Annotated in this window: 28 protein-coding genes and 1 tRNA gene; 23 read left to right on the top strand and 6 right to left on the bottom strand. The window is 67.7% G+C overall.

Features of this window, described 5'->3' with window-relative positions; all coding sequences use genetic code 11:
• Positions 1–44: 44 nt before the first annotated feature.
• The 4 genes from FS388_RS05035 (at position 45) to FS388_RS13430 (ending at position 2,327) form a co-directional block, all read left to right on the top strand.
• Positions 45–653: a TetR/AcrR family transcriptional regulator gene (locus FS388_RS05035; RefSeq protein WP_146340291.1), complete on the top strand. Its 609-nt coding sequence runs from the start codon at positions 45–47 to the stop codon at positions 651–653.
• 29 nt (positions 654–682) lie between these two features.
• A tRNA-Lys gene (locus FS388_RS05030) sits at positions 683–755 on the top strand.
• Between the two features lie 149 nt (positions 756–904).
• Positions 905–1,618 carry a hypothetical protein gene (locus tag FS388_RS05025; RefSeq protein WP_146340289.1) on the top strand — a complete coding sequence of 238 codons (714 nt, stop codon included), beginning with the start codon at positions 905–907 and terminating at the stop codon, positions 1,616–1,618.
• Between the two features lie 541 nt (positions 1,619–2,159).
• Positions 2,160–2,327: an oxygenase MpaB family protein gene (locus tag FS388_RS13430; protein ID WP_371708707.1), complete on the top strand. Its 168-nt coding sequence runs from the start codon at positions 2,160–2,162 to the stop codon at positions 2,325–2,327.
• On the opposite strand, the gene FS388_RS13225 is transcribed toward FS388_RS13430, so the two are convergent.
• Complete coding sequence (locus FS388_RS13225; protein ID WP_246836305.1) at positions 2,296–2,550, bottom strand: MarR family winged helix-turn-helix transcriptional regulator; 255 nt, start codon at positions 2,548–2,550, stop codon at positions 2,296–2,298. The genes FS388_RS13430 and FS388_RS13225 overlap by 32 nt on opposite strands.
• Positions 2,551–2,561: 11 nt before the next feature.
• A complete protein-coding gene (locus tag FS388_RS13220; RefSeq protein ID WP_246836304.1) occupies positions 2,562–2,864 on the bottom strand; it encodes a hypothetical protein in 303 nt (100 codons plus the stop codon).
• Positions 2,865–3,031: 167 nt separating this feature from the next.
• Here FS388_RS13220 and FS388_RS05015 point away from each other — a divergent pair, with 167 nt between their 5' ends.
• The 4 genes from FS388_RS05015 to FS388_RS05000 all read left to right on the top strand — a co-directional run bounded on the left by FS388_RS05015 (position 3,032) and on the right by FS388_RS05000 (position 4,339).
• A complete protein-coding gene (locus tag FS388_RS05015) occupies positions 3,032–3,220 on the top strand; it encodes a hypothetical protein (RefSeq protein ID WP_146340285.1) in 189 nt (62 codons plus the stop codon).
• A 22-nt stretch (positions 3,221–3,242) separates the two neighbouring features.
• Positions 3,243–3,380, top strand: a complete 138-nt coding sequence (locus FS388_RS05010) for a hypothetical protein (protein WP_210410238.1) — start codon at positions 3,243–3,245, stop codon at positions 3,378–3,380.
• Entirely contained in the window at positions 3,377–3,565 is a 189-nt protein-coding gene (locus FS388_RS05005) for a hypothetical protein (RefSeq protein WP_146340282.1), read from the top strand. The genes FS388_RS05010 and FS388_RS05005 overlap by 4 nt, the downstream gene beginning before the upstream one ends.
• Before the next feature lie 99 nt (positions 3,566–3,664).
• Complete coding sequence (locus FS388_RS05000; protein ID WP_146340280.1) at positions 3,665–4,339, top strand: SDR family oxidoreductase; 675 nt, start codon at positions 3,665–3,667, stop codon at positions 4,337–4,339.
• A gap of 46 nt (positions 4,340–4,385) precedes the next feature.
• Here the strand turns inward: FS388_RS05000 and FS388_RS04995 are convergent, their stop codons facing one another.
• Genes FS388_RS04995 through FS388_RS04985 form a run of 3 tightly spaced genes read right to left on the bottom strand, consistent with a single transcriptional unit; the run spans position 4,386 to position 6,875 of the window.
• Positions 4,386–5,441: a zinc-dependent alcohol dehydrogenase family protein gene (locus tag FS388_RS04995; RefSeq protein WP_146340278.1), complete on the bottom strand. Its 1,056-nt coding sequence runs from the start codon at positions 5,439–5,441 to the stop codon at positions 4,386–4,388.
• A gap of 24 nt (positions 5,442–5,465) precedes the next feature.
• Entirely contained in the window at positions 5,466–6,155 is a 690-nt protein-coding gene (locus FS388_RS04990) for a class F sortase (RefSeq protein WP_210410237.1), read from the bottom strand.
• 6 nt (positions 6,156–6,161) lie between these two features.
• Positions 6,162–6,875 carry a CHRD domain-containing protein gene (locus FS388_RS04985; RefSeq protein WP_146340276.1) on the bottom strand — a complete coding sequence of 238 codons (714 nt, stop codon included), beginning with the start codon at positions 6,873–6,875 and terminating at the stop codon, positions 6,162–6,164.
• 177 nt (positions 6,876–7,052) lie between these two features.
• On the opposite strand from FS388_RS04985, the gene FS388_RS04980 reads away from it, so the two are divergent.
• From FS388_RS04980 to FS388_RS04940, 9 genes are all read left to right on the top strand, one after another.
• Positions 7,053–7,592 carry an RNA polymerase sigma factor gene (locus tag FS388_RS04980; protein ID WP_146340274.1) on the top strand — a complete coding sequence of 180 codons (540 nt, stop codon included), beginning with the start codon at positions 7,053–7,055 and terminating at the stop codon, positions 7,590–7,592.
• Positions 7,585–8,322, top strand: coding sequence for a hypothetical protein (locus FS388_RS04975; protein WP_146340272.1), 738 nt, complete (start codon positions 7,585–7,587; stop codon positions 8,320–8,322). The genes FS388_RS04980 and FS388_RS04975 overlap by 8 nt, the downstream gene beginning before the upstream one ends.
• 62 nt (positions 8,323–8,384) lie before the next feature.
• Entirely contained in the window at positions 8,385–9,773 is a 1,389-nt protein-coding gene (locus FS388_RS04970; protein WP_146340270.1) for a deoxyribodipyrimidine photo-lyase, read from the top strand.
• Positions 9,774–9,894: 121 nt separating this feature from the next.
• Positions 9,895–11,412 (top strand): TIGR01777 family oxidoreductase, encoded by a 1,518-nt coding sequence (locus tag FS388_RS04965; RefSeq protein ID WP_146340268.1) that lies wholly within the window; start codon positions 9,895–9,897, stop codon positions 11,410–11,412.
• 100 nt (positions 11,413–11,512) lie between these two features.
• A complete protein-coding gene (locus tag FS388_RS04960; RefSeq protein WP_146340266.1) occupies positions 11,513–12,667 on the top strand; it encodes a PP2C family protein-serine/threonine phosphatase in 1,155 nt (384 codons plus the stop codon).
• Positions 12,664–14,637, top strand: coding sequence for a glycosyltransferase (locus FS388_RS04955; RefSeq protein WP_146340264.1), 1,974 nt, complete (start codon positions 12,664–12,666; stop codon positions 14,635–14,637). Before FS388_RS04960 ends, FS388_RS04955 begins: the two co-directional genes overlap by 4 nt.
• Entirely contained in the window at positions 14,622–14,954 is a 333-nt protein-coding gene (locus FS388_RS04950; protein ID WP_146340262.1) for an STAS domain-containing protein, read from the top strand. The genes FS388_RS04955 and FS388_RS04950 overlap by 16 nt, the downstream gene beginning before the upstream one ends.
• A complete protein-coding gene (locus FS388_RS04945; protein WP_146340260.1) occupies positions 14,947–15,366 on the top strand; it encodes an ATP-binding protein in 420 nt (139 codons plus the stop codon). The genes FS388_RS04950 and FS388_RS04945 overlap by 8 nt, the downstream gene beginning before the upstream one ends.
• 67 nt (positions 15,367–15,433) lie before the next feature.
• Positions 15,434–16,888, top strand: a complete 1,455-nt coding sequence (locus FS388_RS04940) for an SDR family oxidoreductase (protein WP_146340258.1) — start codon at positions 15,434–15,436, stop codon at positions 16,886–16,888.
• On the opposite strand, the gene FS388_RS04935 is transcribed toward FS388_RS04940, so the two are convergent.
• Positions 16,863–17,417 carry a MarR family winged helix-turn-helix transcriptional regulator gene (locus FS388_RS04935; protein WP_146340256.1) on the bottom strand — a complete coding sequence of 185 codons (555 nt, stop codon included), beginning with the start codon at positions 17,415–17,417 and terminating at the stop codon, positions 16,863–16,865. The genes FS388_RS04940 and FS388_RS04935 overlap by 26 nt on opposite strands.
• Before the next feature lie 65 nt (positions 17,418–17,482).
• Here FS388_RS04935 and idi point away from each other — a divergent pair, with 65 nt between their 5' ends.
• From idi to FS388_RS04905, 6 genes are read left to right on the top strand one after another with little or no spacing between them, the layout of a single operon-like run.
• Complete coding sequence (gene idi, locus FS388_RS04930; protein WP_146340254.1) at positions 17,483–18,046, top strand: isopentenyl-diphosphate Delta-isomerase; 564 nt, start codon at positions 17,483–17,485, stop codon at positions 18,044–18,046.
• On the top strand, positions 18,046–18,939 hold the full coding sequence (locus FS388_RS04925; protein ID WP_146340252.1) for a phytoene/squalene synthase family protein: 894 nt from the start codon (positions 18,046–18,048) through the stop codon (positions 18,937–18,939). The genes idi and FS388_RS04925 overlap by 1 nt, the downstream gene beginning before the upstream one ends.
• Positions 18,936–20,483 carry a phytoene desaturase family protein gene (gene crtI / locus FS388_RS04920; RefSeq protein ID WP_146340250.1) on the top strand — a complete coding sequence of 516 codons (1,548 nt, stop codon included), beginning with the start codon at positions 18,936–18,938 and terminating at the stop codon, positions 20,481–20,483. The genes FS388_RS04925 and crtI overlap by 4 nt, the downstream gene beginning before the upstream one ends.
• A complete protein-coding gene (locus FS388_RS04915) occupies positions 20,476–20,823 on the top strand; it encodes a lycopene cyclase domain-containing protein (RefSeq protein ID WP_210410236.1) in 348 nt (115 codons plus the stop codon). Before crtI ends, FS388_RS04915 begins: the two co-directional genes overlap by 8 nt.
• Positions 20,811–21,182, top strand: coding sequence for a lycopene cyclase domain-containing protein (locus tag FS388_RS04910; RefSeq protein ID WP_371708699.1), 372 nt, complete (start codon positions 20,811–20,813; stop codon positions 21,180–21,182). The genes FS388_RS04915 and FS388_RS04910 overlap by 13 nt, the downstream gene beginning before the upstream one ends.
• The gene (locus FS388_RS04905; RefSeq protein ID WP_146340248.1) at positions 21,172–22,041 is read left to right on the top strand and encodes a prenyltransferase; all 870 of its coding nucleotides are present in this window, start codon (positions 21,172–21,174) and stop codon (positions 22,039–22,041) included. The genes FS388_RS04910 and FS388_RS04905 overlap by 11 nt, the downstream gene beginning before the upstream one ends.
• Positions 22,042–22,053: the final 12 nt, after the last annotated feature.

Here is a 22,053-nt window from a genome sequence, read left to right as displayed (position 1 = left end):
CACCAAAACGTGCGTTTTGTTTACTGGGCCTCTAGACTGTCTCTGTGAGTACTGCAGGACGCCTCTCAGCCCGAGACCGGCTGCTGCGCGCCGCGGACAGCCTCCTGTTTCAGCGGGGCATCCGCGTCACGGCCGTCGACGATGTGCTGCGTGAGGCGGAAGTCTCCACGGCGAGCCTCTACACGCACTTCGGCAGCAAGGATGCGCTCACGGCGGAAGTGCTCCGCATTCGGTTCGCCGACTGGCAGGCGATATGGGATCGCTGCGCCGCGGTCGTGAACACCGATGAAGATCGGCTGCTCTCCGTCTTCGATGCGCTGGCGGAGTACCGCGAGGGCTCAGGCCATGCATCACGCTGGTGCGCCTTCCTGACCGCCGCGCACGAACTGGGCGATACGACGCCGGACGTGACGCCGATCCTGGCGGAGGAGAGAGAGCTGCTGACCTCCCGCCTCCTGCACTTCTCGCGCCCATTGGCGGGGGATCGCGCGCAGGAGCTCGCCGATCAGGTCCACGTGGCATACACCGGCGCTCTCGCCTCATTCCTGAGCGGTGTGCCGGGGTCGCCGATCACCGTCGGCCGACGACTGGCTCGCGCCGCCGTGCGTGCGCACTCGACCGCTGACTACGACCAGCCGCAGGCGATGCGATAAGGTTGAGCCCTGCCTGACGGGCAGGGAAGGGGCCTTTAGCTCAGCTGGTAGAGCACTGGACTTTTAATCCATTGGTCGCGGGTTCGAGCCCCGCAGGGCCCACCGAAGCGTCGTTGTTCAAGCCGCCGACGTCTCCGGCTGCTTGCCTCGTTTTCGTTCTTGCCATGCTGGTTCCACGGGCCATCGAGCCCCGCGGACGGCGACATTCCACCCACCTGCCCGATGACGCGCAGTCGCCAGAAAGGGGAGGCATGATCGACAGCCAGCACCAGGAGCCCGAGTCCTTCGAAGGTCACACGGCGATGGGCCGGCCGTTGTCCATCAGCACGGCCTACAAGCGCTGGGAGCTCACCGCTAAGCGTGCGACAGTCATCGACACCGTCGCGCCGCTGCGCCCGCTGCGGAGCCCCTACGTCTGGGGCTGTGTGCTGGCCACCCTCGCCGGTGTCGGGCTGCTCGTGCAAGGAGAGCTCCTCACCGGCACGCTCGCGCTGCTCGGCTTCGGGCTTCTCGGCCTCCCGCTCAGCTGCTACGGCGCCAGCGCCGGCCCGCAGCTGCGGCTCACCCGCGAGGGCGTCGCACTCCAGCGCTCGGCACGGCGCAGGCGCCCGTCGTACTGGACCCTTCCCTGGGACGGATTCGACGTCGTGCGGGTGGACGCCTCACGCCGCCCCATCAGCCTCGAGGTGAACGAGCACGGCCAGGAGGCACTGCGCGGCACCCGCGCCAAGCTGGACGGAGTAGCCCTGCGCCTACCCCGGCTCGCAACCCCCAGCTGCACGAGGCCGGCCCCTGGCTGGCCGAAGCACGTGCCACCTTCGCCGGCAGTGAGGCGCGGCTCGACGACTCCGCCCGCCCGGCAGGCGCTTACCCGGAGCCCACGTCCGCGTCAGAGCCAGGCAGCGCGCCCGAGTCGGCCAGGCACGCCGAGTGGAACGCCCAGCTCGTCCACGACGGGCAGGTGACCGTACGGACGTCCCGCACGGGAGCTGCCGTCGCCGTCGTCTTCTTCCTGGTGCTCGCCGCGATCTGCGGCGCCACCGCACTGTTCGCTCTCGGGGCCCCGTTCTCCCCGTGGAACACTCCGCTCACTCGGGCGATCATGGCGCTGGGCGCCCTGGGATGCTTGTCCTGCGCTCTGTGGGCCGCCGCCCGCATCCTGCGGCCCACTTCCGTAGTGATCCAGCGCGACGGGGTGCACATCGACCAAGTCGCTGTGGCCTGGCGCGAGGTCCAGGAGGTGACTAGGGACAGCCGCAGCGTCGCTCTGCTGGTCCCGGCGCCCGCTCAGTCCGCCTCGGTTATGAGCCGGCTGCCAGCTCTGAAGCGGGTGGGTCGGAGTATCAACCAGCGTGCTGGGGAACGCGACGGCATCCGCCTCCCGGGCTGCTCGCCGAAGGCGAGGAGCTGCGAGGCTGGCTCCAGGAGCTGCACCGCGCCGCCCGCGCTCAGGAGGCGCCTACGTGCGGTGCCGACCCGGCGGACAAACTGGAGTAATGACCTCGGGTGCGCGCAACGACCACCACCTTCGGCGCCGCCGAGCACGCCCAGCAAGCGATCGGCATCGTGCGCGCGGTGCACGGGCGCATTGCCGGCACTGCCCCCCGCGGCCGCACCTACCGTGCCGACGAAAGCTGCAGCGTCAGCGAGTTTCGTCGCCGTCGTGTGTGCTGACGGCTTGGATGAGCTTTTCGAGGAATTTTGCGGCGCCGGCTCGTTCGGTGGGGGTGAGCTTTTCGGCGGCGGTGATCATGTCTGTGTGCATGCGGCTCAGGGTGCTTCGTACGTCTCGGTCAGCGGCGGGGAGGACTTTCAGCCCGACGGAGCGGCGGTCCTCGGGGTGGGGGACTCTTTGGACGTAGCCGTGGGCGGAGAGGCGGTCGACCAGGGCGGTCACTGATGCGGCGGTCAGCTCCAGTGTCGCGGCGAGGTCCTTCTGCCGGGGGTGTGCCCGGCGGTGTGCTGCTGCAGCAGGAACCTCAGGGCCTTCATGTCGGTGTCCTTCATGCCCATCGAGCCTTGGGTGCGTGCGCGCATGGCTGTTTCTTCGTCGCGGTAGCTGCGCAGCAGGTTCAGCAGGTCGATGGCGGAGTAGGACTCCTGGGTGCGTAGGTACCAGTAGCCGGTGCCGGAGGCGGCCTCGGGGTTGGTCACTGCCTGCTGCGGCTGAGCCTGGGCGGGCTGCAGGGTGGGGGTCTCTTTGTCCTTCATGGTTCCTTCAGGTCTTCGCCGGATGCGGCGGCTGTCCGAACTGATCAGTGAGGAGCCTAACAGTTGACCTCATTAACTGTTAGGCTGTCTAAAGTTGTACACCTTATAGATGAATTTGAGATGAGAAGACGATGAGCGAGCAGGTCGAAGAAGCACAGGATCATAAGGTGAGCGCAGCACTTCAGGCCCCCGAAGGTGCGGGCCAGGACGCTGATGATGAGAGAGTACGGCTGGACCAGGCGGCCAAGGCGGTATCGGCCGGGCTGATGGCCCACCCGGCGGTGGCCTCAGCGATCGTGGAGATCTCCGGGAGCACTGAGGGCTCCGGACTTGGGTCTGCGGTGCACTCTGCATGAGGAGGACGACACCCGCGAGGTGATGGGCACCATCATCAATGGTGTGGTGCCCAATATGGAGCTGATCCTTGATCTGGTGTTCGCCTCCCAGGACATCAGCTTCGTCCTTCCCTCCGGTCGGACCCTGAACCGGGACGAGCTGGAAGGTGCTGGACTGTGAGGACCGCGGCCATAGCCACAGCCCAGGCATACCTGACGGTGGCCCTTGTTCTGCTGGCGCTGATCGTGGTGATCATCGCCTGCCGCAGGCTGCACATGAGAGTCCAGCAGTCCAAGATCCTCAGCCAAGGTCTCGCAGCCAGCCCCAGGCCCGCAGTCCACGCAGGACCCATCACAGCATCCTGAAACCCGGGAATAGCAGCACCGTGCCCGTGGCTGACGAGTGAAGTGCGCGCCACTCCTCAGGGCGTGCGATGAGTATGACCTATGCAGAAGGAGCAGCTTGTGACCACTGTTGCCATTATCGGAGCCGGCAGGAACCTCGGAGAGGCCCTGGCTCGCCGCTTCGGCAAAGAGGGCTACAGCCTCGCCCTGATCTCTCGGAGCCAGGAGCGGCTCGACGCGCTTGCCGCCGACCTTCAGGCTGATGGATTCACTGCACAGGGCTACTCGGCCAATGTGCGGGACCCTGAGTCGCTGATTGCGGCGCTGGACCAGGCCGGCCAGGAGCTGGGGCACATCGAGGTCCTCAGCTACAGCCCGCTGCCGCAGAAGGAGTTCCTGCGCCCCCTGCTTGAGTCCACCGTCACCGACATCAAGGCCGCTGTGGAGTTCTCCGTCTACGGACCTGTCGCCGCGGTGCACCAGGTCCTTCAGGGGATGCGCTTTCTCAAACGGGGTACCGTGCTGTTCGTCAACGGCGGTTCCGCAGTCCAGCCGGTCCAGCACTTCGCCGGCACGTCCATCGGCTTCGCCGGTGAAACCGCCTACATCGAGATGCTCGCTCAGGCCATGAAGGATGAGCCGATCTACGTCGGGCAGCTGATAATCCCCGGAGCGATCATCCCGGGTGACGAGCAGAAGGACCCCGACGTGCTGGCAGAGAAGCTCTGGCAGATGCACACCGAACGGGACCAGTTCCGTGTCTTCGCCACCGAGCTGGAGCAGCAGCCCTACTGATTGCTGGGGCTGCCCTCACGCGAGGTTGCAGCGCCGCTGGAGCTGTTCAAGCCTCCAAGCCTCGCTCGCGCGGATCAATGACCGTAATGCCGGCAACCGTGGCGGTGTCGAAGGTCGGCAGCATCTCGGCAGCCTGCTCCAGCCCCACCGTACGCTCGATGAGCCGCTGCGGGGCCAGCTCCCCCCGGGCGATGAGCTCCAGCATCGCCGGGTAGTCCGCTGCGGCCATGCCATGGCTTCCAAGGATGTCGAGCTCCCAGGCGATCGCCCGGTCCAAGGGGATGCGAGGGTGCCCCCCGGTCGGGGCCAGGAGCCCCACCTGCACGTGACGGCCGCGGCGCCGAAGGCTCAGCGCCGCATCCGCACTCGTCTGCTCGCTGCCGACAGCATCCACCGCCACATGGCTGCCCCCGTCCGTGAGCGCGGAGACTGCTGCCGGAATGTCCTGCCCCTCAGCCAGGAGAACATGATCGGCCCCTAGGCCCGAGGCCGCATCAAGAGCACCGCGGTGGCGATCCACTGCAATGGTGCGAGCCCCCAGCGCCTTCGCGATCATCACCGTGCTCAGGCCCACACCGCCTGCGCCGATCACCGTGACCCACTCGCCGGGCTGCACCGCAGCGCGACCGACCAGCGCGCGGTACGCAGTCGCGAACCGGCACCCGAGCGCTGCGGCGGCCGCCATGCTCACACCATCCGGCACCGCAATGAGGTTGGTGTCCGCCGCATGCAGCACCACATACTCCGCGAACGATCCCCAATGGGTGAAGCCGGGCTGCTGCTGATCAGGGCACACCTGGGCATCGCCCTGCAGGCACCAGGAGCACTGCCCGCAGCCGCAGATGAAGGGTGCCGTCACCCGGTCGCCCGCCTGCCAGCTCTTCACCTCCGGCGCCGTCTCGACCACCACGCCCGCCAGCTCATGGCCCGGCACGTGAGGGAACGCGACACCATCGTCATGGCCGGCCCAGGCGTGCCAGTCGCTGCGGCACAGACCCGTGGCCTCCACTCGGATCACCGCCCCGCCCGGAGGCGGGCTCGGCCGCTCGACGTCGTTGACGGCGGGAACGCCCTGGGCCTGGTCAATCACGAGTGCACGCATCGTCAGCATTCTGACAGAAGCCGCTCAGCCGATCGCCTCGGCGAACACCACACGATTGTCCAGGTGCCGGCCGTTCTGCTCGTCGAAGACGCCGGTGCAGGTGATCAGCCGCAGCTCATCATCGGCGGATAGGCCGAACACCTCCTGCGTGGGGAAGTCATCCTTCGGGAAATCAGCTGTGTGCGTCACCTCGTACTCGTAGATCTCACCGTCCTCGCCGGCGATGCTGACCAGGTCACCCTCCTGCATCTCCAGGAGCCGGTAGAACACCGCCGGGCCGGCCAGCGAGTCCACATGGCCTGCTATCACCGTGGGGCCTCGTTCGCCCGGGCGGCTGCCTTCCGCGAACCAACCCACTTCGTCCCAGTCCTCAGGCTCCTGGAGCCGGCCTGACGAGTCGATGCTGAGGTCGATCATGGGCTCATCGATGTCGATGGAAGGGACAGTCACCCGCTCGGGAGCGGGGCCGCGCTCCTCCGCGCCGGAGGCGGAGGAGGCAGAGCGACCCTGCGGCTGCGCAGGCGGAGATGCTGTCTCAGCGTCCGGGGCCGGGCTCTCCGACCCTGCCGCCTCCGGCTCTGCGGCAGCACCTGGCTCACCCGGGGCTCCTTGAGCCGCGCACCCGCTGACCCCCAGCATCACCGCAGCGGCCGCGAGCAGGCGCACTGCCGGAGCAAGCCGGCCCCGGCAGTGCGCTGCACGCGATGCACTCATCCCGACTCAGGCCTGCTCAGCACGACGGCGCATGAACGCCAATGTGCCGAGGCCGAGCGCAGCGGCCAGAGCGCCGACGCCCAGCATCGGGGCCACGGCAGACTGCTCAGACCCGCCGCCGCCTGTCTCCACGCCGTCCAGCGGCACCTGCATCAGCTGACCGCGCACTGTTCCGGCCGGGTAGTCGTCCGTGTGAGTGTCGGCCTGGAAGGCTGCGGGGTCCTCCTCGATCTGCGCCACGGTGAAGCCCTCACCGTGGTCATTGCCCTCATCGTCGTCAACGCCGGTCACGAACGGACCCTCGATGCAGCCCGAGGACTCACGGCTGCCGTCGCCGACGGGCTGAGGGTCCTCGAAGGCAACGCGCGGCGGGCCGAACTCGCCCAGTGCGGCTTCGTGAATGTGGGTGGCGCTGATCGCTGGGCTCTCGTAGTCGCCCGAGACGCCGTTCAGGGTGATCTCGTAGCAGATGGTGTCTGTGTCGGAGTTCATCCACAGCATGAAGTCGCCCGTGGCGCCCTCCTCTCCGGTCTCCTGCTCGCCCTCGTCGTTGATGACCTCCTCCGGCACTGCCATGACGCTGTAGGCGCTGGTGAACTCCTCCGGCCACTCCGCCTCATTCATCGCCTGAGCGGGCGCCGCCAAGAGCAGGGATGCGCCGCCTGTGAGGGCCACGCCTGCACCGATGAAGCCTGTCCGTCTGATTGTGCTGCGAGTCATTGCCGCGTCCTCTCTCCGATGGAACAGGCCGCTGATGCGCCCTGCTACTGTGGTCTACGCAACAAGCGCGGGTTCCGTTGAACAGGCGACCCGACTTTTTTCCAGAACCGCTCAGCACGGCTGCCCGAGAGGCAGCCCGCCGGGCCGTCGCACCTCGAGAGACAGCGGGGAGGCCGCATGGGCAGAGGCAAGGCTCCCGGTGCGCAGCAGCCCTCCCATGACGAGATCCCCGCATTCGACCTTTCCGAGGCCTATCTGCAGCATGGCCGGGAGCTCTTCCTGTTCGCCCGCAACGCTGTCTCCGACGCCGGTACTGCCGAAGAGATCACCCAAGAGACGTTCACCAAGGCGTGGCGGTCCCAAGAGAGATTCGACGGCCGGTACGGCAGCGTCAGGACATGGCTGTTCGCCATAGCGCGCAATGTCATCAAGGATGCCTATCGGCGCAGCGCGCGCATCCCCGAGCCGACCCCCAACCCCGCTGACGGGATCGGTGCGTCCGAACCGTCGCGCATCCACGACAGGCTTGAGCTCATCGAAGCGCTGGCCCAGCTCAGCATTGAGCAGCGTCAAGCCGTGGTGGCCGTGCACGTGCTCGGATGGAGCTACGCTGAACTCTCCGAATCCGTGAACGTTCCCGTCTCGACGCTGCGCTCCAGAACGTTCCACGGGCTCAGCGCACTTCGACGTCTGATGGAGGAGGCCGATCATGCGTAGTCTCCCGCCGCGAGCCGAGGAGCTGATCGCCGCCGAACTGGCCGGCGAGACCACCGACGCAGAGCGCGCCGAGCTCGAAGCCCTCGCAGTCGAGGACCACAGCGTGCGCAGGGCCTGGGATGAGCTCGCCCCGGTGGCCGCCCGACTGGAACGCAGCGTGGGCGCCTGGGACGAAGCAGATCCGCCCGCCCGCCTCGCCGACACGGTCTCACCTGCCGCCCCGGCAGAGGATCCCTCACCCAGCGCGGTCGATGAAGCCTCCCCCGCGGACGGCGCGCGTGGGCGCCGTCGACGGCTGGCCGCCTGGTTCGCTCTGGCAGCAGCGGGCAGCTTCCTCGCCGGCGCCGGCCTGACCGCGGTGCTGGACCAGACCATGGACAGACCACCAGACGGCCCGCCTGGCACGTACGGGATGGTGGAGGAGGTCACCTTCGACGAAGCGACCCCGCAGGCAGAGATCGACGCCAGCATCATCGCCCACACCTGGGGCACCGAGACCGTCCTGGAGATCGACGGTCTCGCGCCTGAGCGGACGTTCACGGTCACCTTGGTCGATGAGGACGGTGTGGAGCACCCCTCCGGCACCTTCTTCGGCTCGGAGCTCCTCATCGAGTGCCGCATGAACGCCGCCGTCATGCGGCAGGACGTCAGTCATGTTGAGATCCACGCCGACGATGGGTCAACTGTCGCGGCCGCCGACCTTCCTCCGGCGACCGATCCCGAAAGCTGAGCCCCATACCCGCGCTGAGCGTGGACTGCCGAAGAGTTTTCACCCCTCGACCAGGAGGCACCATGGCACGAACACTTGTGTGGTTCCGGGACGACCTCCGAGTGGAGGACCACCCGGCCCTGACCGTGGCCGCCGAGCACGCCGAAGAGCCCGGCGATGTCGTCGGCCTCTATATTCTGGATGACACCACCCAAGGCATCCGCCCGCTGGGCGGCGCGTCCCGCTGGTGGCTGCACCATGCCCTCGAGTCTCTGCAGCGCGAACTGCGCGAGCTCGGCGTGCCCCTGATCCTTCGCGCCGGCAGCCCAGCGGAGCTGGTCCCGCAGCTGGCGGAGGCTCTGAGCGCCGATCGGGTGCACTGGTCCCGACGATACGGACCAGGCGAGCGTGCCCTCGATGCCCAGATCAAGCAGCATCTGCCCGAGCGTGGAATCGGTGTCGAAAGCTTCCCGGGCAGCCTGCTGCACGAACCGTGGACGATCCAGACCAACTCAGGCGGGCCCTACAAAGTCTTCACACCCTTCTACCGCGCCCTGAGCTCCTCCATGATCCGGGAGCCGGGCCAAGTGCCCGAGCCGCTGGGCGGCATCTCCGCAGCGGCGGGGCGCCTCTCCGGCGCACAGGAGCCGTTCGGGGAGCTGCGTGACCTCGATCTGCTGCCGACCGCCCCTGACTGGGCCGGTGGGCTGCGCGACGCCTGGGATCCGACCATCGACGGAGGGCACCGGCGCCTCGGCGAGTTCGTAGAGAGCCTTTCCGAGAACTACGCCGACGGGCGAGATGTCCCCTCATACGACAGCACCTCCCGCATGTCGCCCTATCTGCGGTTCGGCCAGCTCAGCCCTTTCCAGATCTGGGACGCGGCAGCGCAGGTGCCCCAGGAGAAGAGCCGCCGGGCCTTCCGCTCAGAGCTCGGGTGGCGCGAATTCTGCTGGCATCTTCTCTTCCACTTCCCCGAGCTGCCGCAGAAGAACCTCCGCTCACAGTTCGACGCCTACCCGTGGCAGCGCGCATCCGACGAGGCGCAGGTCTTCGAAGCGTGGACCGCCGGCAGGACAGGCTTCCCCTTCGTCGACGCCGGTCTGCGGCAGCTGTGGGACATCGGCTACATGCACAACCGGGTGCGCATGGCCGCGGCCAGCCTGCTCATCAAGAACCTGGGAATCGACTGGCGCGACGGAGAGGCCTGGTTCTGGGACACACTGGTGGACGCTGATGCGGCCTCCAACCCCGCTAACTGGCAATGGGTGGCCGGCTCCGGAATGGACGCCGCCCCCTACTTCCGCATCCTCAACCCGGAGCGGCAGCGGGAACGCTTCGACCCCCACGACGAGTACGCCCACCAGTGGATCCCAGAATTCGGCACAGAGGACTATCCCGAGCCCGTCGTGGACCTCAAAGCCTCGCGCGCCGAAGCCCTGGAGCACTACCAACGCATCACCGGCGCCTGAGGGCTGCGGGGACGCCCGCGCTGTGCCGCACCCCATGATCTAGACTCAGGGGAACCTCCCTGGAGGTGCTAGCCGAGTCGTTCCGCCGCAAACCGACAGCTCAGTCCCCGAGGTGGTCTCAATGCCAGTCTTCGAATATCGGTCCTATCTTCCCTTTCCGCGCGAGGACGTCTTCGACTGGTATTCCCGGCCGGGTGCGCTCGTGCGTCTCCACCCGCCGTTCTCCGGACGCGTGGTCAGCGAGCCGTCCAACGGACTGCAGGACGGATCCGAGTCCACGCTCGGCATCAACCTTCCTGGGCTGCTCGGGACCAGCCTCACCGCAGGCGCGGGACTGGTGAGCGCCCAAACCCACCTGCCGCTGCGGACCTGGATGCAGTGGGACGCCCGGCACAGCGACTATGTCCCCGGAGAGGGCTTCTCCGACGACATCGTCTCCGGGCCGATCTCCGAATGGCACCACGAGCGAGAGTTCGCGGACGATGGCGAGGGCACACGGCTCACCGAGAAGGTCCACTACGAGCTGCCCCTCGTCAGCCGAGCGCCCGCAGCGCTTGCGGGCATCGCCGACTCCCGCTTCGAAGCCGAGATGCGCCGCATCTTCGAATACAGGGAGAGGCAGACCGCCGAGGAGCTCGCCTTCCACCAGGCTCTCGGCACCCTGACCTCCTCAGAGAACTCACCCAGCGTCCGGGTCGTCGCGGTCTCGGGGGCATCCGGGATGATCGGCAAGCACGTGTGCGCGATCCTCGGCGGGGCAGGCATCGAAGTCCGTCCCATGGTTCGCAGCTCCGGTGCGACGTCGCGAACCTCCACAGACTCCAGCGGACGCCGCACCATCCCCTGGGACCCGAAGGCCCAGACCCTCGACCCCGCGAACCTCGAAGACGTCGACGTGGTGATCCACCTGGCCGGACACCCGCTCGCGGCACGATTCACCGCTTCCCACAAACGCAAAGTGCGCGCATCCCGTGTCGACGGCACTGACCTCATCGCTCGAACCCTTGCTCGCCTCGAGGCATCAGACCATCGCGGGCGCGCCCTGGTGAACGGCTCTGCGGTCGGCTTCTACGGCGCCACGCCGCACGACAGGGCCCACCACCAGGAGATCCTGACCGAAGACCTGCCGGCCGGCACCGACTTCCTCGCAGACGTCTGCCGACAGTGGGAGAAGGCCACAGCTCCCGCTCGGGATGCTGGGGTCAGGGTCTCCATGATTCGGACCGGAATCGTCCAGACGCCCGCAGGAGGCGTCCTGCAGCAGATGCTCCCGCTCTTCGCCGTGGGACTGGGCGGACCGCTGGGATCCGAGCAGTGGCAGAGCTGGATCAGCATCGACGACATCGCATCCATGATCGTCCACGCCGCGCTGAAGCCCACCGTGGAGGGCCCCCTCAACGGAACCGCCCCCCACCCCGTGCGGGCCAAGGAGTACGCCAAAGAGCTCGCCGCAGTGCTTCGTCGCCCCGCTGCCGTGCCCGTGCCCGGCTTCGGCCCCAAGCTTCTCCTCGGACGCCAAGGCGCGCGCGAAGTGGCTATGGCCGACCAGCGAGCCAGTGCCGAGCACGTGCTCAGCTCGGGATTCGGATTCAGGCACCCCACCCTGGACAGCGCACTTCGACACGTCCTCGGGCGCTGACCGTCCCCATGGTCACCCCAGCTCAGCGCGGGCGACGTACATCGTGCACAGCACCCGCCGCTCTGTAGAGTGTGCCCAAAGACGTCGCCCAGGGAACTCAATGGATTCTTACGATGAAGCGAGCAGCCAACGAGCGCTCGAACAGCTGAACGTCCTCGACACGCTGCCCGATGAGCGCGTCGACCGCGTCACGCGACTGGCCCAGGAGCTCTTCCAGGTCCCCATGGTCAGCGTGACCCTCCTGGACAAAGACCGTCAGTGGCGTATGTCCGAGATCGGGCTGGGCGGCCGAGAAGCTGGCCGCGAGCACGCATTCTGCGACGTCACTGTGCGCCAGCCCAATACCCTCATCGTCGAAGACGCCTCTCAGGATGAGCACTTTCACGACAACCCCTTCGTCACCGGGGACCCCCACCTGCGCTTCTACGCCGGGCACCCTCTGCGAGCTCCCGGCGGGGAGCCCATCGGCACCCTCTGCATCATGGACAGCGCCACGCGGAGCCTGGACACGCGCCAGCAGGCGCTTCTTCAGGACTTGGCCCAGTGGGTCCAGACTGAGATCGCACGCCGTGCCGAGCTGGATGACCTCGAGCTGATTCAGCGGGCTCAGTGCCCCCGGAAGCTGCCCCGCATCCCTGGCTACACCGTGGCATCAGGCGCAAAGCCGGCGCGTGCCATATCCGGCGATTTTCACGATCTGCAGCTGACCGCGGACGGCCTGCGAATGACTGTCGCGGACGTCATGGGCAAAGGTCTGGGCCCGGGGATCGTGGCAGCAGGGCTGCGCTCCACGCTGCGAGCTCTCGGACAGCGGCCCCCCGTGGAGGCGATGACTGAGGCGGACCGTCTGCTTGCCGAGGACCTGGGCGATATCGACATCTTCGTCACCGCCTTCCATGGAGACCTGAACACCTCCACGGGCACCCTGCGGTTCGTGGACGCCGGCCACAACCTGGGGGTTCTCTTCCGCGCTTCGGGGAACCAGCACAGAGCGCGCACGAGCGGACTGCCGCTCGGGATGGGGCTGGCGTCCGAGCACGAAGAGGCAGTGGTCCACATGGAGCCCGGCGACACCTTCGTCTGCAGCAGCGATGGGCTGCTGGACCTCCTTGACCTGGACGATCCCACCGGAGACGTCGAGCGGATCTTCCGCGACGTCGAGCCCGCAGACGCGGTGGAGACCGTGCTTGATCTGGCTCGCGCTGCCAAGGACGCCGACGACGTGACGGTTGTGATCATCAGGCGCGACGCATGAGCCGGCGCCTCATCATCATTCGCGTCCTGGCAGTGCTGGCAGTGCTGCTCGGGATCAACTATGTGGTCTGGCGCTGGCTGGAGTCCGTGAACTGGGAGGCGTGGTGGATCGCCGTGCCCCTCATCGTCGCGGAGACGTACAGCCTCATCGACACCTTCCTCTTCGCCGCGACCATGTGGAAGTCCCAAGAGCGGCAGCGGCCGTCCTCGCCCCCGCAGGGAACCGTCGACGTGCTCATCACCACGTACAACGAACCCATAGAGATGGTCGTGCAGACGGCTCTCGCCGCGAAGGGCATCGCCTACCCCCACACCACATACATCCTCGACGACGGGGACCGCGCCGAGATGGCCGAGGCGGCGCGTTCGGCGGGCCTCGGCTACATCACCCGTTCGCAGGACTGGCAGAACAAGCCGCGCCACGCAAAGGCCGGCAACCTCAACAACGCCCTGTTCCAGACGGACGGCGAGTTCCTCCTCATCCTCGACGCCGACCAGATCCCTGATCCGCTGATCCTCCACAACACCCTCGGGTACTTCGCCGACGATGCCGAGGTGGCACTGGTGCAGACCCCCCAATGGTTCACCAACGTGGGGGAGACCGACCCGCTGGGCAGCCAGGCGCCCCTCTTCTACGGACCCATCCAGCAGGGCAAGGACGGGTGGAACGCGGCCTTCTTCTGCGGATCCAACGCGGTGCTCCGACGTGAGGCGCTCATGCAGCTGGGCATCGTCGGCTACGTGCACGACCTTCAGAGCTCAACGCGGCGCACCCTGCGCGCCGCCGAGTCGCTGCTCAGCCGCGAGGCCAAGCGCCACCGCTCAGCTCCCGCGCTGCAGGCGGAGCTGACCCAGCTGCGGGAGATCACCGCCGCCGCCCTCGACGACCTGAAGAAGGGCGAACCTTCCGCAGATCTCGTATACCGGGTCCACGACGCCGCGGAGAAAGCCTCCCGCAGACTCTCTGCGCAGGACGTGGAGCAGATGCGCGCGGACCTGGAATCGCTCCAGCACCTCCCCGTCCAACGGGACGGAGAATTGGAGGGGATCGTCATCGACGACGCGGGGCTGCAGGCCCTCATCGCTCGAGAGCATTCACCGCTGGGCGCCGTCGAATCCGTCGCAGCCCTGCTCGATGAGCTGCGCGTAGACCGACCCGGTGAGGCGCAGCCGATCCAGCCGCTGGCCACCATCTCCGTCACGGAGGACATGGCCACCGCCATGCAGCTGCACTCCATGGGGTGGCGCAGCGTCTATCACCACGAGGTGCTCGCTCGCGGGCTCGCGCCTGAGGATCTGACCACGATGCTGAAGCAGCGCCTGCGCTGGGCCCAGGGGACGCTGCAGGTGATGCTGCGGGACAACCCTCTGGTGAAGAAGGGCCTCTCCGCGGGCCAGCGCCTCATGTACTTCGGCACCATGTGGAGCTACCTCTCCGGCTTCGCCGCACTGGCCTACATGACCGCCCCGATCCTCTATCTGACGCTGGGCGTGCTGCCGGTGAACGCGTGGAGCGTCGACTTCTTCGCCCGCTTCATCCCGTACTTCCTGGTCAACCAGATCCTGTTCATCTATGTGTCCCGCGGCATGAGCACGTGGCGGGGCCAGCAGTACTCGTTGGCGCTCTTCCCGCTGTGGATCAAGGCCTGTGTGACCACGGTGCTCAACGTCGTCTTCCGGCAGCCGCTGGGCTTCGTGGTCACCAAGAAGGACGGCAAGGCGGAGGGCGGACCTCCTTGGCGGGAGATCTGGCCGCAGCTCACCTTCATCGTGCTGCTCGCCGTGGCGCTCATCGTCGGCCTCGCGCGTCTGGCCGTCGGAACGGCGGACGGCACCGGCACCCTCGTCAACACGATCTGGGTGGCGTACATCCTCATCGTTCTCAGTGTGATAATTCAGGCAGCCCGATACCGCGGCCCGGCAGCGGCCCTCGACGACGACCCCGAAGGAACATCATGGACATCAGCGTGACCACCCCAGGCGACTACGCCGTGCTCAGCCCGCAGGGGAGGCTGACGGCCGTGGGAGCGCCGATGCTGCGGAAGAATGTGGACCGTCTGCTCGAGGAGGGCAGCACCCGCATCGTCATCGACCTCTCTCAGACCTCTTTCGTGGACTCCTCAGGCCTCGGCGCTCTCATCGGAGGACTGAAGGCAGCGCGTGTTGCCGGGGGCGACCTCCGCATCGCGGCCGCCACCCCCGCGGTGATGAACGTGCTGAAGCTCACCAACCTCGACAAGGTGCTGCGCACCTACGCCTCGCCTGAGGCAGCCTTCGGCGATGGGTGACCTCGACAACTGCTGCCGGGTCAGCGGCGAAGCCGAGCTGGCGCTCGTCGACAGCGTCCTCGACGAGTTCAGCAGCCTGTGCGCCCGCGTGGGGGAGGTCAGCGATGATGAGCGGGATCAGTTCTCCCTGGCGGTCAGCGAGCTGCTCACGAACATGATCACTCACGGGGAGACCGACGATGCCTCCGGCGTCCGCATCAACGCGTGCTTGTGCGTCAGGCCGGACCGTCTCACCGGCACCCTCAGCGACACTGCTCAGGAGGCCGAGGTGGTTCTCGACGGTGTGCGCATGCCGGATCCGATGGCCGAGTCGGGCAGAGGCCTTGCCATCTCCACCATGATCCTCGACAGCCTCGAGCACACCACGGACACCGGAAACGTGTGGAGCTTCTGGCGCTCCCGGGGCCACTGATCCAGGCGTTCGCTCGGAGCCTCAGCCGTTCGGCTGGGACACAGGCTGAGATGGTGGGATACAGCACATGGCACGTATTGCGGTCACCGGAGCAACTGGCTACATAGGCGGGCGCCTCGTGCCCCACCTGCTGCAGGAAGGGCACACTGTCCGCGTCCTCACGCGGCGCGCAGAGTCCCTCCGGGACGTTCCCTGGCGGAAGGACGTGGAGGTTGTCGAGGGCGATCTGTCAGACATTGAGCGCGCTCGCGAGCTCTGCACCGACATGGACGTCGTCTACTTCCTCGTCCACTCCATGACGGGCGGCTCCGACTTCGCCGCCGTCGACAAGCAGTGTGCTGAGGCGGTGGGATCTGCGGCCAAGGAGTGCGGTGTGCGCAGCATCGTGTATCTCTCGGGGCTCCACCCCGAGGGCGAGCTCAGTCCGCACCTGCGCTCGCGCGTCGAGGTCGGCGAGATCCTCGAGGCCAGCGGCGTACCCGTGCTCACCCTCCAGGCCGGTCTGGTCATCGGCTCCGGCTCGGCCAGCTTCGAAATGATCCGCCACCTCACCGACGTGCTGCCTGCAATGCCGTCGCCGCGCTGGGTCCTGAACAGGGTGCAGCCCATCGCCGTGCGGGACGCTCTGCACTACCTCACCCAGGCAGCCGATCTGGAGCTGACCGAAAGCGTCCGTCGTGACATCGGCGGCCCCGACGTGCACACCTACGCCCAACTGATGAAGCGCTACGCGCGCGCCGCCGGCTTCCGGGAGCCGATCGTGATGCCGCTGCCCGTGCTCACGCCGTGGCTGGCCGCCCAGTGGGTCAACCTCGTCACCCCCATCCCGCGTTCGCTGGCCATCCCGCTCGTGCAGTCCCTGCAGCACGACTGCCTCGTCAAGGACAACGGGATCGATGACCTCATTCCGCCTCCGGACTCCGGACTGACGGACTATGACACCGCCGTGGGTCTGGCGCTGGAGAAGATGTCCGCCGACCTCGTCGAGACCACGTGGGCCGGAGCCCACCCGCTCGAGACTCCCTCCGAACCGCTGCCCTCCGACCCCGACTGGTCCGGCCGCACCGTCCTGATCGACAAGCGGGAAGCCACCAGCACCGCCTCGCCCGAGGCGGTCTTCAGCGTCATCGAGAGCATCGGCGGCGAGAAGGGCTACTTCTCCCAGTCCAAGGCGTGGCGTCTGCGCGGACTCGCCGACAAGCTCATCGGCGGCGTCGGGCTCGGCCGCGGCCGCCGGAGCAAGGAGGAGCTGCAGCTGGGCGACGCGGTGGACTGGTGGCGGGTGGAGAGCCTGGACCCAGGCAGACTGCTGCGGCTCCGAGCTGAGATGAAGACCCCGGGGCAGGCTTGGCTCGAATTCCGCGTCGAGCCCGACGGCGATGGTTCGATCGTGACCCAACGCGCCATCTTCTTCCCCTCGGGGCTCGGGGGCCGGGCCTACTGGCTGGCGCTGGCGCCGTTCCACGCGATCATCTTCCGCAAGATGGTCGCGCGGCTCACGGCTGAGGCCGAGGCTCGGTAGCGCACAGGTCATCCAGGAAGCCGATGATCGTCCGGCGCTCCTGCGACGTGAGCTCCGCGGCCACACGGAATCGCTCAGCATGCGTCTTCCCCACCAGCGTGCGAGCGCTTCGACGGGTCTCCTCGGTGACCTCCACCGCGGTGCTCCGCCGATCCGCAGGGTGCGGCAGGCGCAGGATGTGGTCCTTCGCGGCAAGTCTGTCGAGGATCTTCGTCACCGAGGCCGTGGACACCCCCAGGTGCTTGGCCAGGTCGCTCGGAGTCACCACCCGGCCTGCGCTCATGCCCGCCATGACGAATCGGATGGCACGCATGTCCGTCTCGCCGAGCTCCATGTGCCTGCGTGAGGCTTCGCTCATGCGCCGCTCGGCGGCTCGCCACCGGCGCATAGCATCCAGCACAGCGGCAGCTTCGGAGACCTCCTCGGGCGTCATAGCGCCCCGGCTGAGCCGTGTGCTCTCAGGGTCCATCGCCAGGAGCTCAGATATCGGCTCTTCGGCGGGCCCGAGCGGTTCGGCAACGTGCATCATAGGAGATCCCCAGTTACGATTAGCTAAGTTAATTACTAGATAGACTAGCTGATTGAGGAGCATCTATGGAGCCTGCGATCTCAGACCAGGTGGTCCTTGTGACTCCTCAGGGCGAAGCACGAGGAACCCTCCTCAAGAGTGAGGCCCACGGCACCGATACGCCGCTGCATCTCGGCTTCTCCTGCCATGTCATCGACGGCCGGGGACGCGTCCTGGTCACGCGCCGGGCGCTGAGCAAACGGACCTGGCCAGGCGTGTGGACCAATTCGTTCTGCGGACACCCGGGCCCCGGCGAGGGGTGGGAGGACGCGGTCAGACGCCACGGAATGTCGGAATTGGGGCTCGCCATCCATGAGGTCGTCTCTGCGCTGCCTGACTTCCAGTACCGCGCCACTGATGCCTCCGGCGTGGTGGAGAACGAGATATGCCCCGTCTTCACCGCGTCCGCCGAGGATCTTCCGGAGCCGAACCTTCACGAGGTCGTGGAGACGGCATGGGTGGCCCCGCATGATCTGCGCAGCGCCGTGGAGGCCGCACCGTGGGCCTTCAGCCCCTGGATGGTGCTGCAGATTCCACAGATGCCCCTCTACGGAGGCACTCCCAGCAGCGACGCGTCCCCGGGGGTGTGATGAGCGTCGTGCCCGCCAGCAGCGATCTCGGCCTCTACACCAGCTCCGCCCAGGCCGCGGCCGCGCGAGTGATTGATGCCTACTCGACCTCCTTCGGCCTTGCGACCAGCCTGCTGCCCGCTGAGACGCGCACAGGCATCCGCAGCATCTACGCGCTGGTGCGCGTCGCCGACGAGATCGTCGATGGAACAGCAGAGGAGGCGGGGCTCGACGCGGAGCAGCAGCGCGAGGTCCTCGACGCGCTCGAGAGTGAGACCCTCGAGGCCCTCGAGCGAGGGTTCAGCGCCAACCTCGTCGTCCACGCCTTCGCGGTCGCGGCCCGCGCGTCCTCGCTCGAAGCCTCGCTGGTGACCGCATTCTTCGCATCCATGCGACGGGATCTGGAGCCCGTGCAGTCGCTGAGCCGTGAGGAGTACAGCACCTACATCTACGGCTCCGCCGAAGTCGTCGGACTGATGTGCCTGCGCGTGTTCCTGATGCACGAGACGCTCACCCCGGAGGAGCGCGCCGACGCCGAGGCGGGCGCCTCCAGCCTCGGAGCCGCGTTTCAGAAGGTGAACTTCCTGCGCGACCTCGGGGAGGACGCCCATCAGAGGGGCAGGGCGTACTTTCCTGGGACCGTGCCCGGGCAGCTCAGCGAGTCGGAGAAGGTCGCGTTCCTGCGCGAGATCGAGGCGGACCTCGCAGCGGCGCGCAAAGCCCTGCCGCTCCTGCCGCCCGGGCCGCGCAGGGCCACCGCCCTGGCTGCATCCCTCTTCGGGGAGCTCGCGGCCAGGCTCAGAACCACTCCGGCCGAAGAGCTGCAGAGCCGGCGCGTCAGCGTGCCCCCACGGACCAAGCTGCGCCTGCTCATGGCAGTTCTCGCGGCCGAAGCAGCAGGAGGCCTGCGATGAAGCGCGGACGCACAGAGACCAAAAGCGCCATCGTGATCGGCGGGGGCTTCTCAGGCCTCGCTACGGCCGCCCTGCTCGCCAAAGACGGCATCGATGTGACGGTGCTCGAAGGCCGCGACACTCTGGGCGGACGGGCCGGCGAGTGGCACGAGCAGGGCTTCCGATTCGAGACCGGCCCCTCCTGGTACCTGATGCCCGAGGTCTTCGACCGCTTCTTCGAACAGATGGGCACCTCCACCGAGGCGCAGCTGGACCTCGTCACCCTCGACCCGGCCTACCGGGTCTTCTTCGAAGAGGACCCTGACCCCTTCGACCTCCCGGACCAGGGTTCCCTCCAGGCGCTGAAGGCGCTGGAGAAGGAGCCGGGCTCCCTCGACGAGTACATGCGGTCCGCCGCCGAGGCCTGCCGTCTCGCCACGGACCGGCTGCTCTACTCCACGTACAGCTCGCTCAAGGACTTCACCGACCCCGCTCTGCTTCGCCATCTGCCCCGGCTGCTGCGCCTGCTGGCCGAACCGATGGAACGCTTCATCAGCAGGCACACCTCCGACTCACGCGTGCAGAAGGTGCTCGGATATCCGGCCGTCTTCCTGGGCACCTCGCCGAAGGACGCGCCCAGCCTCTATCACCTGATGAGCCATCTGGACATCAATCAGTCGGTTCTCTATCCCCGCGGAGGGTTCACCGCCATCGTGCAGGCTGCGGCTCGCCTGGCCGAAGACCACGGCGCTGACGTGCGCACCGGATGCAGAGTCCAGCACATCGCTGCGTCCAAAGGCCGTGCCACCGGAGTCCACTTCACCGATGCCGAGGGACGACGGCAGTTCCTGGAAGCCGACGCGGTGGTCACCAGCGCAGACATGCACCACACCGAGACGCGGCTGCTCTCCCCGGAGCACCGCACGCGCTCCGACCGCGGCTGGACGCGCAGGGATCCCGGCCCCGGGGCCGTCTTGGCGCTGCTCGGGGTGGAGGGCGAGCTTCCGGAGCTGGCGCACCACTCGCTGTTCTTCACTGAGGACTGGCAGAAGGGCTTCGACGAGATCGCGGGGGTCCGCGCGCCCGCCGGGCCCCCGCGATCCGTGTACGTGTGCCGGCCCAGCGCCACCGATGACGTCGCACCGGAGGGGCACGAGAACCTCTTCGTCCTGGTGCCTGTCCGCGCCGATGAGAGTCTCGGAGGAGGCGGCGTCGACGGAGCGGGGGACGCCCAGGTGGAGCAGATCGTCGACGAGTCCATCGACCAGATCGCGGCGTGGGCCGGCATCGACGGTCTGAAGGACCGTGTGCGGGTTCGCCGAAGCATCGGCCCTGCAGATTTCGCCCGCGAGTACGGCGCCTGGAAGGGCGGGGCGCTCGGACCGGCCCACACCCTGCGCCAGAGCGCGTTCTTCCGCGGCCCCATCCGCTCCCCGAAGCTCGACGGGCTCTACTACACCGGCAGCACCACCATGCCGGGCATCGGCGTGCCCATGTGCCTGATCAGCGCCGAACTGGTGCGGATGTCGCTGCGACGGGCCGCCGGGAGGCCCACCGATGCCTGAGGCCCTCATCGGCTTCGTCTATCTGGCGGGCCTGATCCTCTCGCTGGGCGGCATGCTGCTCATCGATCACCGGTTCTCGCTGTTCGTCTTCAGCAACCCGATGCGTGCCGCCGCGGTGCTGGTCATCGGCGTCGCCTTCTTCCTCCTGTGGGACGCCGGAGGCATTGCCCTGGGCATCTTCTTCCAGGGCACGGGCCCCTACATGACCGGTGTAGTCCTTGCCCCGGAGCTGCCGCTTGAGGAGGTCGTGTTCCTCACGTTCCTCTGCCACCTGACGATGGTTCTCACCCTGGGCGCACACCGTCTCCTCCAGCATCGGAGGTCAGCATGGGCGAACTGACCTACGCGGTGCTGTGCATCCCCTTTCTGCTGATCAGCGCGGCTGCCGCGGTCACTGCCCGACGCGCTCACCTGCGCCGCCGTGCGAGCGGAAGCGTGCACGCCGAGGCGCGGCCGCGGGATCTCGTCGCCGCCGCTGCCCTGGCCATGGGGGTGCTGTTCGCGCTCACCGCCATCTTCGACAACGTGATCATCGGCATCGGCCTTGTCGCCTACGACGAATCCGTCATCTCCGGGCTGCGCATCGGACTCGCGCCGATCGAAGACTTCGCCTACCCCCTGGCGGGTGTGATCCTGCTGCCGGCGCTGTGGGTCCTGCTGAGGCCCCTCGGATCCGCAGGGGAGCGCGATGATCGCTGAGCTGCTCCGCTCCTCCCGCCCGCTGAGCTGGATCAACACGGCCTACCCCTTCGCCGCCGCCTGGCTGCTCGCCGGGGGAGACGTCGGCGCGGAGCTGATTGTCGGCTCCCTCTTCTTCCTCATCCCGTACAACCTGGCGATGTACGGCATCAACGACGTGTTCGACTATGCTTCCGACCTCGCCAACCCTCGCAAGGGAGGTGCCGAGGGGGCGCTGCTCGACACCTCTCTCCACCGGCCCACACTGATCGCCAGCGGGGTGTTCGCCGCCCCCTTCGTCATCGTGCTGGTCGCGCTCGGGAACCCGGCCTCCTGGGCGGTGCTGGCGGTGAGCCTCCTGGCCGTCGTCGCCTACTCCGCCCCGCCGCTGCGCACCAAGGAGATCCCGGTCCTCGACTCGGTCACCTCCAGCCTGCACTTCGTCACGCCCGCCGCCTACGCGGTCGCACTGGCCGGCGGCGAGGTCAGCGTCGCCGTCGCCTGCGCCCTCGGAGCCTTCTTCCTCTGGGGCATGGCCAGCCACGCGTTCGGCGCCGTACAGGACATCGGCCCGGACCGCGCCGCCGGCATCAGCTCCATCGCCACAGCGCTCGGCGCCCGCCTCACCGTCCGAATCTCCCTGGCACTGTGGGCTGCGGCCGGGGTGCTGATGCTCGGCGCCGGCTGGCCCTGGGCGCTCGCCGGCCTGCTCGCCCTGCCCTATCTTCTGGCGGCTGCGCCCCACGCCCGGCTCACCGACGAGACCGCCGCCCGAGCGCACAGCGGGTGGCGTCACTTCCTCTGGATCAACTACGTGGCCGGGGCTGCACTGACGCTCCTGCTTCTTGAACACCGAACAATCGCCCCAAGCGCAGTATGAAAGGACAGGCAC

Source organism: Nesterenkonia sp. NBAIMH1, from assembly GCF_007922635.1.
Lineage (GTDB): Bacteria > Actinomycetota > Actinomycetes > Actinomycetales > Micrococcaceae > Nesterenkonia > Nesterenkonia pannonica.
Note: the sequence above shows the minus strand (reverse complement) of the source record. Positions and strands in the feature narration are given on the sequence as shown.